This is a genomic window from Pseudomonas sp. P8_229, from assembly GCF_034008635.1.
GTDB lineage: Bacteria > Pseudomonadota > Gammaproteobacteria > Pseudomonadales > Pseudomonadaceae > Aquipseudomonas.
This window is the reverse complement of sequence record NZ_CP125378.1, coordinates 4,122,674-4,135,077: the sequence shown is the minus strand read 5'-3', so window position 1 is coordinate 4,135,077 and position 12,404 is coordinate 4,122,674. Positions and strand designations below refer to the sequence as shown.

Here is a 12,404-nt window from a genome sequence, read left to right as displayed (position 1 = left end):
ATCCGACGGGGCTTTGTTGTTAAACCAGCCTCCAGGCAATCAATGCAAAATCTGGCTCAGGAACAGCTTGGTACGGTCATTCTGCGGATTGTCGAAGAAGTCATTCGGTGCCGCCTGCTCGACGATCTCGCCCTTGTCCATGAAGATCACGCGATTGGCCACGGTGCGGGCGAAGCCCATTTCGTGGGTCACGCAGAGCATGGTCATACCGTCTTCGGCGAGGCCGATCATGGTGTCCAGCACCTCTTTCACCATCTCCGGGTCGAGTGCCGAGGTCGGTTCGTCGAACAGCATGATTTTCGGTTTCATGCACAGCGCGCGAGCGATCGCCACACGCTGTTGCTGGCCGCCCGACAGTTGCCCCGGGAATTTGTGCGCCTGCTCCGGAATGCGTACGCGTTCCAGGTAATGCATGGCGATTTCCTCGGCCTTGCGCTTGGGCATCTTGCGTACCCACATCGGCGCCAGCGTGCAGTTCTGCAGGATGGTCAGGTGCGGGAACAGGTTGAAGTGCTGGAACACCATGCCGACTTCGCGACGGATCGCTTCGATCTGCTTGAGGTCGTTGGTCAGTTCCACGCCGTCGACGACGATGCGGCCCTGCTGGTGTTCTTCCAGGCGATTGAGGCAACGGATAGTGGTCGACTTGCCGGAACCCGACGGGCCGCACAGCACGATACGCTCGCCCTGTTTGACGTTGAGGTTGATGTCTTTCAGCACGTGGAACTGGCCGTACCACTTGTTCACGCCCTGCATCTGGATAATGCCTTCAGGGCCCACAGGCTTTTTGATTGCTTCGCTCATTTACAGAGAACTCCTAACGCTTGTGGCCAGTGTCGAGCTTGCGTTCCAGATGCATGGAATAGCGCGACATACCAAAACAGAAAATCCAGAACACCAGGGCGGCGAACACGTAGCCTTCGGTGGCCATGCCCAGCCATTTCGGGTCGGCAGCGGCTTGCTTGACGCTGTTGAGCAGGTCAAACAGGCCGATGATGATCACAAGGCTAGTGTCCTTGAACAGCGCAATGAACGTGTTGACGATGCCCGGAATCACCAGCTTCAGGGCTTGCGGCAGAATCACCAGGCCCATGGCGCGCCAGTAACCGAGGCCCATCGCCGCAGCGGCTTCGTACTGACCTTTGGGGATCGCTTGCAGACCGCCGCGTACCACTTCGGCAACGTAGGCCGACTGGAACAGGATCACGCCGATCAGTGCCCGCAGCAACTTGTCGAAGTTCATGCCTTCAGGCAGGAACAGCGGCAGCATCACCGACGACATGAACAGCACGGTGATCAACGGCACGCCGCGCCAGAATTCGATGAAGGTCACGCAGACCACACGAATCGCCGGCATGTTCGAGCGACGGCCCAGCGCAAGGATGATCCCCAGCGGCAGGGCGCCAGCGATACCAACAGTGGCGATCACCAGGGTCAGCATCAGCCCGCCCCACTGGCTGGTCGCCACGGTGGTCAGACCGAAGACGCCGCCGTGCAACAGGAAGTACGCAACGATCGGGTAGATCACCAGGAAGCTCAGGCCGTACACCGCTTTACGCGCAAAGCGCGAGATGAACAGCGGTGCCACGCCAAGCACTGCCAGCCACACGGTGAGGTCTACGCGCCAGCGCAGTTCGGTCGGGTAGTAGCCGTACATGAACTGGCCAAAACGCTGCTGAATGAACACCCAGCAGGCGCCGTCCTTGGTGCAGTCGGCGCGGGTAGTGCCGACCCAGTTGGCGTCGAAGATCGCCCAGCTGAGGATCGGTGGTACCACCAGGTAGATCAGGTAAAACGCAAACAGGGTCAGCAGGGTGTTGAGCCAGCTGGAGAACATGTTCGCGCGCATCCACGCCACCACGCCGATGCTGCTGCTCGGTGGGGGCATGTCGGGTTTGAAAGTATGGGTTGTCATGCGCGTTTCCTCACCGCTCGATCAGCGCAATGCGCTTGTTGTACCAGTTCATCAGCAGGGAAATGCTGATACTGATCGCCAGGTACACGCTCATGGTGATGGCAATGACTTCGATGGCCTGGCCGGTCTGGTTGAGCACGGTGCCGGCGAACAGCGAAACCATTTCCGGGTAGCCGATACCGGCGGCCAGCGAGGAGTTTTTCGCCAGGTTCAGGTATTGGCTGGTCAGCGGCGGAATGATCACCCGCAGCGCTTGTGGAATGATCACCTTACGCAGAGTCGGGCCGTTGCGCAGGCCGAGCGAACGGGCCGCTTCGGTCTGGCCATGGCTGACCGACTTGATCCCCGAGCGCACGATTTCAGCGATGAACGCTGCGGTGTACACGGTCAACGCCAGGGTCAGCGCCAGCAGTTCCGGGATCAGTACCCAGCCACCGACAAAGTTGAAGCCCTTGAGTTGCGGCATCTCCCAGTGCAGCGGTGCGCCGAAGATTAGCGCGCACAAGGTCGGGATCACCAGCAGAATCGCCAGGCCAGTCCAGAACTTGTGGAACGGTACGCCGGTTTCTTCGAAACGCTTGTTGGCCCAGCGGCACATCAGCACGATGGCGACGATGGCCAGCACCACGCTGATGAAGAACGCCCAGAAGCCGTCAGCCATTTGCGCGGCCGGCATGTTCAGGCCACGGCTGCTGACGAAGAAGGTGTCGCCGAAGTTGTGACTGTTGCGCGGTCCCGGCATGGTCAGGAACACCGCGAAGTACCAGAACAGGATCTGCAGCAGCGGCGGAATGTTGCGGAATACTTCCACATACACGGTCGCCAGTTTGCTGATGATCCAGTTCGGCGACAGCCGCGCCACACCGACGATGAAGCCGAGCAGGGTCGCCAGGATCACGCCGATGAAGGTGACCAACAACGTGTTGAGCAAACCGATCACAAACACCCGCGAGTAACTGTCCGCTTCGGTGTAGGAGATCAGGTGCTGAGCGATGCCGAATCCGGCACTGCGCTCCAGAAAGCTGAAACCGGAGGTGATGCCCCGATGCTGCAGGTTGGTCTGGGTGTTATCGAACAGATACCAGCCCATGGCGACCACTGCCACGACGGTGATGATCTGAAACAGCCACGCACGCACTCGCGGATCGCTGAGGCTGAGCCTCTGCTTTGGTGCGCCGATTGAATTTTGCATGAAGTGCCCCGCAAGAAATGGAACAGAACATCACCCGGCGGTTGGCCCGCCGGGCGATAGATCCATTAGCGCACTGGTGGTGCGTACTGAATGCCGCCGTTGGTCCACAGCGCGTTCAGGCCACGGTCGATTTCCAGCGGAGTGCCCTTGCCGAGGTTTTTCTCGAAGATTTCACCGTAGTTACCGACCTGCGAAACGATTTTCACAACCCAGTCCTTCGGCAGTTTCAGGTCCTTGCCATATTCACCGTCAGCACCCAGCAGACGAGCGACATCCGGGTTCTTGGTGGACTTGGCTTCTTCCAGCACGTTTTTCGACGTCACGCCGGCTTCTTCAGTGTTCAGCAGCGCGTAGCCAACCCAGCGAACGATCGCCAGCCACTCGTCGTCGCCGTTACGCACGACCGGGCCCAGCGGTTCCTTGGAAATGGTTTCCGGCAGCACCACGTAGTCTTTTGGCGAGGCCAGTTTGCTGCGCTGTGCATACAACTGCGACTTGTCGGAGGTCAGCACGTCGCAACGACCGGATTCCAGCGACTTGGCGCTTTCATCGGAGGTGTCGAAGGTGATCGGGGTGTACTTCAGGCCGTTGGCGCGGAAGTAGTCGGAGACGTTCAGCTCGGTGGTGGTACCGGCCTGGATGCAGATGGTTGCACCGTCCAGTTCCTTGGCACTTTTCACGCCCAGCTTGTTGTTGGCCAGGAAGCCCACGCCGTCGTAGTAAGTAATGAAGCCCGGGAATTTCAGCCCCATGCCGGCGTCACGCGAGCTGGTCATGGTGGTGTTGCGCGAAAGCAGGTCGATTTCGCCGGACTGCAGCGCGGTGAAGCGCTCCTTGGCGTTCAACTGGCTGAACTTGACCTTGTTGGCGTCGCCGAATACGGCAGCGGCTACAGCGCGGCAGACGTCAGCGTCGATCCCGAGGATCTTGCCCGAGGCGTCCGGTACCGAGAAGCCCGGCAGACCGTCGCTCACGCCACACTGCACGAAACCTTTCTTCTGCACGGCATCCAGGGTTGCACCCGCCTGAGCGAACCCGCTGACGCCGAGTACTGCTGCTGCAGTCACGACCGCCAGAGTGGATTTCAACATCTTCATTCAAACCTCCAGTTTTGCTCTTGTTGTGTCGGAGCTTGAGTCCAGTCGCACCCTTTTGAGGCGTTGTCGACCCGTGTTGGCTTTTTTTGGGGTCAACCGACGTAAGACCTTCGCTATGAGTCTAGTAGGAGAAAATCCACATCATGGATAACTCACTTCTCACCAATCGGCCGAACGGGCTGTAGCCCTTTCACGTTCGCTTTGCCCGTAGCGGCCATTGGCGAACATCCATCACCGGATTCGTTGCAATCCCGTCGCAAGACGTACACTGATAGTGTTACCGCCAGACGTAGGATGCTTCGTACAGAATCCTCCATAGCAAAGCCCGTACCACACCGCTTGCTGAAGCGATTGCGCGACAGGTCAATAGCAAAACTTGTAGCCTTGCGACATCTTCTTAACGGATCGACCGGGCGCGCACCTCAATCACGCACTTATTGAGAGCGCCCGCCCATTTTTGGAGCAGCCATGACCGAGCCCCTGATTCTTCAACCCGTAAAGCCCGCAGACGCCTGCGTGATATGGCTCCACGGCCTCGGCGCTGACCGCTATGACTTTCTGCCGGTCGCCGAAGCGCTGCAGGAAAGCCTGCTGACTACCCGCTTTGTATTGCCGCAAGCGCCAACCCAGCCCGTCACCATCAATGGTGGTTACGAGATGCCGAGCTGGTACGACATAAAGGCCATGAGCCCGGCGCGGTCGATTGACCGTGAGCAGTTGGAAGCGTCGGCGGATCGCATCATTGAATTGATCGAAAAGGAGCGCGCCAGCGGAATAGACGCTTCGCGGATTTTTCTTGCGGGGTTTTCCCAGGGTGGCGCCGTCGTCCTGCACACCGCCTATCTGAAGTGGCAAGGCCCGTTGGGTGGCGTACTTGCCCTCTCCACCTATGCCCCGACTTTCACCGACGAAATGGAGCTTTGCGCCAGTCAGCAGCGCATTCCGGCTTTGTGCCTGCACGGCCAGTTCGATGGCGTGGTGGAGAACTCGATGGGCCGCAGTGCCTATGAGCATTTGGTGAAGCATGGTGTCACCGTGACATGGCAGGAATACCCAATGGAGCACGAAGTGTTACCCGAAGAAATTCGCGACATCGGCGTCTGGCTGAGCGAGCGTCTACGCTGATTCGGCCGCTCAGCGGACCCCTTTGATCATCCCACTACGCCGCGCCCGTTTCTTGCATTACACTGGCCGGCGTACATTCCTTAACCAATTGATGAGATGACCGTGCTCAAAGCACTCAAGAAAATGTTCGGTAAAAGCGAGGCTGAGCAGCTCGCGCCAGTCCCCAGTGCGCCGTCGCACGCCCCCGGCCCTCGCAGCGAGGCTCCCAAGGCTGAACATCCGGCTCCGGTAGCGACACCCAAGCCTGAGCCGCAACCCGCTACCGCCGCCGAACCTGTCAGCGCCGAAGCGCCGAAACCGGCCCGCCCGCGTCGCGAACCGAAGCCCAAGGCACCGGTCATTCCCTGGAAACTCGAAGATTTCGTCGTCGACCCCCAGGAAGGCAAGACCCGCTTCCACGATTTCAAACTCGCTCCGGAACTGATGCACGCCATTCAGGACCTGGGCTTTCCGTACTGCACGCCGATCCAGGCGCAGGTGCTGGGTTTCACCCTCGCCGGCAAAGACGCCATCGGCCGCGCGCAGACCGGTACCGGCAAGACGGCCGCGTTCCTGATCTCGATCATCACCCAGTTGCTGCAGACCCCGCCGCCGAAAGAACGCTACATGGGCGAACCCCGTGCGCTGATCATCGCGCCGACCCGCGAGCTGGTGGTGCAGATCGCCAAGGACGCCGCTGACCTGACCAAATACACCGGCCTCAACGTGATGACGTTCGTTGGCGGCATGGACTTCGACAAGCAGCTCAAGCACCTCGAAGCGCGTCACTGCGACATTCTTGTCGCCACCCCGGGCCGTCTGCTCGACTTCAACCAGCGTGGCGACGTGCACCTGGACATGGTCGAAGTGATGGTGCTGGACGAAGCCGACCGCATGCTCGACATGGGCTTCATCCCGCAAGTGCGGCAGATCATTCGCCAGACCCCGCCGAAAAGCGAACGCCAGACTCTGCTGTTCTCCGCGACCTTCACCGAAGACGTGATGAACCTGGCCAAGCAGTGGACCACCGACCCTGCGATCGTCGAAATCGAAGTCACCAACGTGGCCAACGAAAACGTCGAGCAGCACATCTATGCAGTGGCCGCTGCCGACAAATACAAACTGCTGTTCAACCTGGTCAACGACAACGGTTGGGAGCGGGTGATCGTGTTTGCCAACCGCAAGGACGAAGTACGCCGTATCGAAGAGCGCCTGGTGCGTGACGGCATCAACGCCGCGCAACTGTCCGGCGACGTGCCGCAACACAAACGCATCAAGACCCTTGAAGGCTTCCGCGAAGGCAAGATCCGCGTACTGGTCGCCACCGACGTGGCCGGTCGCGGTATTCACATCGACGGCATCAGCCACGTGATCAACTTCACCCTGCCGGAAGTACCGGACGACTACGTGCACCGCATCGGCCGCACCGGTCGTGCAGGCGCTGACGGCGTGTCGATCAGCTTCGCCGGCGAGGACGACTCCTACCAGCTGCCGTCCATCGAAGAGAAGCTCGGTCGCAAGATCAGCTGCGAAACGCCACCGACGCACCTGTTGCGTGCGGTTGAGCGCAAGCGTCCGCAGTAAGCGACGTTTAAAAGAAAAGCGCAGCCGGCAACGACTGCGCTTTTTTTTCGCCCGGCATTTCATCAGGTGCTTGCGAGAGACAACTAAAAGTCCATAATAGACAAATTAGTTTACTTTTAGACCCCGGAGCCTGACATGCCCAGTACGCCCTACGTGATTGACCAACATCAGGCTCGCGAGCTGCTGACGCGCATCGATGTGCCGCAGATCCTGCGCAAACTGTTTCGTGACCTCGCGGCCGGCCACGCCGTGCAACCGGCGCAACAACTGGTGGAATTCCCGCAGGGTGCCGGCGACTTCATCAATTACCTGGGCGTGCTGGCCGAAGACGGCGTGTACGGGGTCAAGACGTCGCCGTACATCGTCCGCGAACAGGGGCCGCTGGTGACGGCGTGGACCCTGTTGATGTCAATGCAAACCGGTCAGCCGTTGCTGCTGTGCGATGCCGGTCAGTTGACTACCGCGCGTACCGCCGCGACCACGGCGGTGGCGGTGGATGCCCTCGCTCCGCTGAAGGCTTCACGACTGGCGATCATCGGCAGCGGCAAGGTCGCTCAGGCGCATCTGCATTATGTGAAAGGTCTGCGTGACTGGCAGAGCATCAGCATGTATTCGCCGAACCTGCCTGAAGACGCTGAAACCCAAGCGCTGTTGAAACAGATCTTCCCCGGGCTGAAGATTGCCGACAGCCGCGAAACCGCCCTCGCCGGGGCCGACGTGATCATGCTCTGCACGTCGTCCGCAGGCCCGGTGATCGACCCGGCCACCTTGAGCAAACCGGCGCTGATCACCTCGATCAGCACCAACGCCCCGCGCGCCCATGAAGTGCCGCCGCAGCGTCTGAACGACATGCAGGTGTTCTGTGACTACCGTCTGACCACGCCAGGCTCGGCGGGTGAGATGTTGATCGCCACTGAACAGCATGGCTGGGACAAGGCTGCGATTGTCGGTGACCTTGCCGATCTGCTCAGCGAGAAAGTGCCGCGCCCCGGTTACGATCGTCACGTGTTTTTCCGTTCAATAGGCCTGGGCCTGGAAGACATTGCGCTGGCCAATGCGGTTTATCACTTAACCCACTAACACCACATATCCCTGTAGGAGTGAGCCTGCTCGCGATAGCGGTCTTACATTCAGCATTATTGTTGCCTGATACACCGCTATCGCGAGCAGGCTCACTCCTACAGGGATAGCGAACTCCTTGATATTGCGTCCACACCGGAGACTTTCATGAGCCAGGCAGATTTCATCATCATCGGCGGCGGGATCGCCGGCGCTTCCACCGGTTTCTGGCTGTCGCCGCACGCCAAAGTGATCGTGCTGGAACGTGAATCCCACCCGGGCTACCACTCCACCGGTCGCTCGGCAGCGCTGTACACCGCCGCTTATGGAACGCCTCAGGTACGGGCGCTGACGCTGGCCAGCCGTGAGTTTTTCGATCACCCGCCAAGCGGCTTCTGCGAGCACCCATTGCTCACGCCGCGCGGCGAAATGACCGTTGATTTCACCGGCGATGCCGCCGAACTGAACAACCAGTACCTCAGCGCCAAAGCCACGGTGCCGCAGATGCAATTGCTCAGTGCTGACGAAGCCTGCGCACGGCTGCCGATTCTGCGTCGGGAAAAGGTTCACGGTGCGATCTACGACCCGACCGCCAGCGACATCGACACCGATGCCCTGCATCAGGGTTACCTGCGCGGCATTCGCCGCAACAACGGCGAAGTGCACACCGATTGCGAGGTGCTGGGCCTGAGTCGCGATGCCGACGGCCAGTGGCAAGTGCAAACCAACGGCCAGAGCTTTACCGCCCCGATCATTATCAACGCCGCCGGCGCCTGGGCCGACAAGGTCGGTGCATTGGCCGGCGCGCAATCGCTGGGCGTGCAACCCAAGCGCCGTGCCGCGTTCATCTTCGCAGGCCCCGAGGGTGTCGACATTCACCACTGGCCGATGTTGGTCAGCCTCGACGAATCGTTCTACATGAAACCCGACGCCGGGATGTTCCTCGGCTCGCCGGCCAATGCCGACCCGGTCGAACCTCACGACGTACAACCGGAAGAGCTGGACATCGCCATGGGCATCTACCAGATCGAAGAAGCCACGACCCTGACCATCCGCCGCCCGACCCGCACCTGGGCCGGTTTGCGCAGCTTTGTCGCGGACGGTGATCTGCTCAGCGGCTTCGATCCACAAGTGCCAGGGCTGTTCTGGGTCGCCGCTCAGGGTGGTTACGGCATTCAGACCTCACCGGCCATGGGCCAGGCCAGCGCGGCATTGCTGCGGGGTCAGCCGCTGCCTGAGCCGCTGCAGCAGTTCGGTCTGAGCAGCGCCATGCTCTCGCCTGCACGGCTTGGCTGAGCACCCTCGCGGATGACGCGCCCAACGGATTGCGGCACACTCGCAGCGCCCCCTGTTCACGGGGGCGTTGACGCCGCCTGGAGCTCCACAATCATGACCGCCCCCGAATTCGATCCGGCACTGGATAACTTCCGTGCCGTCGCCGACGCCATCGCCACGCTGTTCTTTCCGCACGCCGAAGTGGTGCTGCACGACTTGCGCACGCAGAAAGTCGACTACATCGCCAACAACCTGTCCAAACGCGAGATCGGCGACGATTCATCACTTGAAGACATGCTCAGCGAGGATGTCAGCGACCGCAATATCGGCCCGTATGAAAAGCTCAATTGGGACGGCCAGAAGATTCGCAGCCTGAGCACGGTACTGCGCGACGGCGAACAGCGGCCGCTGGCGGTACTGTGCATCAACCTGAATATTTCGCTGTTCGAGAATGCCAAGGCTGCGCTGGACCTGTTCCTGTCACCGAGCAAGCTGATCCCGCAACCGGACTCACTGTTTCGCGATGACTGGCAGGAACGCATCAACACCTTCCTCCACGCCTGGCTGCGCGAGCGCCAACTGAGCCTGAATCTACTGACCCGCGACCACAAGCGTGAGCTGGTACTGGCACTGCACGCCGAAGGCGCATTCAAGGGCAAGAGCGCCTCGAACTATGTGGCCAACGTGCTGAACATGGGGCGGGCGACGGTGTACAAGCATTTGAAGGAATTGAAGGGCTAGGATCCAGCAGGTGTATTACCTGATCTGGCCCCATCGCGAGCAGGCTCGCTCCTACATTTGAAATGCGATCCCATGCAGGAGTGAGCCGGCTCCGGGCGGCGTTCCGACGATAGCGGGCCATCAGTCGCCGTAGATGTCAGACTTGAAATACTTCTCGGAAGTCTCCCACATTGGAATGCGTTCCCCTGTGGGAGGGGGCTTGCTCCCGAAGGCGGGCTATCAGTCGCCGTAGATGTCGGACTTGAAATACTTCTGGGAGATCTTCTGATACTCGCCACTCGCACGGATCCCGTCGATGGCCGTGTTCAACTCGCTGACCAGTTCAGTATTGCCCTTGCGCACCGCAATCCCCGCGCCCTCGCCCACGTACTTTGGATCCTTCAACTCAGGCCCGACAAACGCATAGCCCTTGCCACGCGGCATCGACAGGAAGTCCGTCAGCGGAATGGTGTCGGCGAAAATCGCATCGAGGCGCCCGGCCGCCAGGTCCATGTAGATCTCTTCGTTGTTGCTGTAGCGCTTGACGTTAATGCCCTTCGGCTCAAACACCTCGGTGGCATAACGATCGGTAGTGGTGGCGCGCTGCACGCCGACGTTCTTGCCCTTGAGGCTGGCGTACTGGTCATCCACCGTGGCGCCGTCCTTCATCACCAGTCGCGATGAGGTGAAGTAGTACTTGTGGGTGAAATCCACCGACTTCTTGCGATCCTCGTTGATGGTCATCGACGACAGGGCCATGTCGATTTTCTTCACTTTCAGCGAAGGAATCAGGCCATCGAACTCACCCTCGACCCACACACACTTGGCCTTCATCTGCACGCACAGGGCATTGCCGATGTCGTAGTCGAAACCGACGATTTCACCCTTGTCGGTTTTCGAGGCGAATGGCGGATAGGCGGCCTCGATGCCGATGCGCAGGGTTTTCTCGGCGGCAAACACGCTGGTGCACGCCAACAGGCTCAGGGCCAGACCGGTGATGAGGGGGAGTTTCTTCATGTTCGTTCTCTCGCGGGTTGTTGTTGGTTTGGCAAGACAGAAGAAAAGAGCTGGAACGGCTTTTTTATACTTGTAAATCCATACTGGACTTTTACGTACAAACCGTCAATTGGGCAGAGAGTCAGGATATTGTTGTGTGGCGAATGACGCCATCGCGAGCAGGCTCACTCCTACAGGGGAACGCATTCCAACTGCAGGAGTGAGCCTGATCGCGATGACTGACTTGAGGACGACGCGGGTTTTATTTCTTCCAGCGATCGGCTGCGGCGTGATCACTGTCCCGCCCTTCAACCCAGCGCGGGCCGTCGCTGGTGTTTTCTTTCTTCCAGAACGGCGCGCGGGTTTTCAGGTAGTCCATGACAAAGGCGCAGGCATCGAAAGCGGCCTGACGATGGGCACTGGCTGCACCGACAAACACGATCGGCTCACCCGGCTCCAGCGCGCCGATGCGGTGCAACACTTCCAGCTTCAACAGTGGCCAACGCTGTTCGGCCTCAACGGTGATCTTGCCCAGGGCTTTTTCGGTCATGCCCGGGTAGTGCTCGAGAAACATCCCGGCCACGTCCAGCCCGTCATTGAAGTCGCGCACGTAGCCGACAAAACTCACTACCGCGCCGACGCCGACGTTGGCCGCGTGCATCGCGTTGACTTCAGCACCGGGATCGAACGCCGCGCACTGCACACGAATCGCCATGGCTCAGCCTCCGGTCACGGTGGGAAAAAACGCCACTTCGTCGCCGTCACTCACCGGCTCGTCGAGCTGGCACAGGTCTTCGTTGCGGGCGCACATCAGGTTCTGTTCGCTCAACACCTCGGCACCGCCACGTTGCACGAGCAGTGCGCGCACGTCATCGACGGTGGCGAAATCACCTTCGACCGCCACCGAATCCACGCCCAGCGCTTCACGGTAACGGGCAAAAAACTTCACCGTCAGCTTCATGGCTGCTCCGCCTGGAAATGCCCGCTCTTGCCGCCGACCTTCTCCAGCAGGCGCACGCTTTCGATGGTCATGCCACGATCGACGGCTTTGCACATGTCGTAGAGGGTCAGGGCGGCGACGCTGGCGGCGGTCAGCGCTTCCATTTCGACGCCGGTCTGCCCGGACAGTTTGCAGCGCGCGACGATGCGCACACTGTCATCGCCTTCAGCACTGAGCTCGACTTTGACGCCGGTGAGCATCAGCGGGTGGCACAGGGGAATCAGATCACTGGTTTTCTTCGCTGCCTGAATGCCGGCGATACGCGCCACGGCAAACACATCACCCTTGGGATGGCCGCCACTGACGATCATCTGCAGGGTTTCGGGGAGCATGCGCACCAGCGCCTGGGCCGTCGCTTCACGGAACGTCACGGCTTTTTCGGTGACGTCGACCATGTTGGCGCGACCTTGGGAATCGAGATGAGTCAGCACGGGATTACTCCTGATCAGGAGCGTGGATTGT

At 60.1% G+C, this 12,404-nt stretch carries 13 protein-coding genes; 5 read left to right on the top strand and 8 right to left on the bottom strand.

Annotation, left to right across the window (positions count from 1 at the left end):
• Nucleotides 1-39 precede the first annotated feature (39 nt).
• The 4 genes from QMK55_RS18545 to QMK55_RS18530 all read right to left on the bottom strand — a co-directional run bounded on the left by QMK55_RS18545 (nt 40) and on the right by QMK55_RS18530 (nt 4,204).
• A complete protein-coding gene (locus QMK55_RS18545; RefSeq protein ID WP_003221897.1) occupies nt 40-804 on the bottom strand; it encodes an amino acid ABC transporter ATP-binding protein in 765 nt (254 codons plus the stop codon).
• Nucleotides 805-817: 13 nt separating this feature from the next.
• Nucleotides 818-1,915: an amino acid ABC transporter permease gene (locus tag QMK55_RS18540; RefSeq protein ID WP_320329715.1), complete on the bottom strand. Its 1,098-nt coding sequence runs from the start codon at nt 1,913-1,915 to the stop codon at nt 818-820.
• 10 nt (nt 1,916-1,925) lie between these two features.
• Nucleotides 1,926-3,107, bottom strand: coding sequence for an amino acid ABC transporter permease (locus QMK55_RS18535; RefSeq protein WP_102356423.1), 1,182 nt, complete (start codon nt 3,105-3,107; stop codon nt 1,926-1,928).
• Between the two features lie 65 nt (nt 3,108-3,172).
• Nucleotides 3,173-4,204, bottom strand: coding sequence for an amino acid ABC transporter substrate-binding protein (locus QMK55_RS18530; RefSeq protein WP_102356422.1), 1,032 nt, complete (start codon nt 4,202-4,204; stop codon nt 3,173-3,175).
• A 468-nt stretch (nt 4,205-4,672) separates the two neighbouring features.
• Here QMK55_RS18530 and QMK55_RS18525 point away from each other — a divergent pair, with 468 nt between their 5' ends.
• From QMK55_RS18525 to QMK55_RS18505, 5 genes are all read left to right on the top strand, one after another.
• A complete protein-coding gene (locus QMK55_RS18525) occupies nt 4,673-5,329 on the top strand; it encodes an alpha/beta hydrolase (RefSeq protein ID WP_320329714.1) in 657 nt (218 codons plus the stop codon).
• 96 nt (nt 5,330-5,425) lie between these two features.
• Nucleotides 5,426-6,892: an ATP-dependent RNA helicase RhlB gene (rhlB, locus tag QMK55_RS18520; RefSeq protein WP_102356420.1), complete on the top strand. Its 1,467-nt coding sequence runs from the start codon at nt 5,426-5,428 to the stop codon at nt 6,890-6,892.
• Nucleotides 6,893-7,027: 135 nt separating this feature from the next.
• On the top strand, nt 7,028-7,972 hold the full coding sequence (locus tag QMK55_RS18515) for an ornithine cyclodeaminase family protein (RefSeq protein WP_102356419.1): 945 nt from the start codon (nt 7,028-7,030) through the stop codon (nt 7,970-7,972).
• Between the two features lie 147 nt (nt 7,973-8,119).
• Complete coding sequence (locus tag QMK55_RS18510; protein WP_102356417.1) at nt 8,120-9,247, top strand: NAD(P)/FAD-dependent oxidoreductase; 1,128 nt, start codon at nt 8,120-8,122, stop codon at nt 9,245-9,247.
• Between the two features lie 93 nt (nt 9,248-9,340).
• A complete protein-coding gene (locus QMK55_RS18505; RefSeq protein WP_102356416.1) occupies nt 9,341-9,967 on the top strand; it encodes a transcriptional regulator in 627 nt (208 codons plus the stop codon).
• 219 nt (nt 9,968-10,186) lie between these two features.
• Here the strand turns inward: QMK55_RS18505 and QMK55_RS18500 are convergent, their stop codons facing one another.
• The 4 genes from QMK55_RS18500 to moaC all read right to left on the bottom strand — a co-directional run bounded on the left by QMK55_RS18500 (nt 10,187) and on the right by moaC (nt 12,373).
• Nucleotides 10,187-10,963: an ABC transporter substrate-binding protein gene (locus tag QMK55_RS18500; RefSeq protein WP_102356415.1), complete on the bottom strand. Its 777-nt coding sequence runs from the start codon at nt 10,961-10,963 to the stop codon at nt 10,187-10,189.
• 241 nt (nt 10,964-11,204) lie between these two features.
• Nucleotides 11,205-11,657, bottom strand: a complete 453-nt coding sequence (gene moaE / locus QMK55_RS18495; RefSeq protein ID WP_102356414.1) for a molybdopterin synthase catalytic subunit MoaE — start codon at nt 11,655-11,657, stop codon at nt 11,205-11,207.
• Between the two features lie 3 nt (nt 11,658-11,660).
• On the bottom strand, nt 11,661-11,903 hold the full coding sequence (locus QMK55_RS18490) for a MoaD/ThiS family protein (protein WP_320329713.1): 243 nt from the start codon (nt 11,901-11,903) through the stop codon (nt 11,661-11,663).
• Nucleotides 11,900-12,373 (bottom strand): cyclic pyranopterin monophosphate synthase MoaC, encoded by a 474-nt coding sequence (gene moaC, locus QMK55_RS18485; RefSeq protein ID WP_102356412.1) that lies wholly within the window; start codon nt 12,371-12,373, stop codon nt 11,900-11,902. Before moaC ends, QMK55_RS18490 begins: the two co-directional genes overlap by 4 nt.
• Between the last annotated feature and the right edge of the window lie 31 nt (nt 12,374-12,404).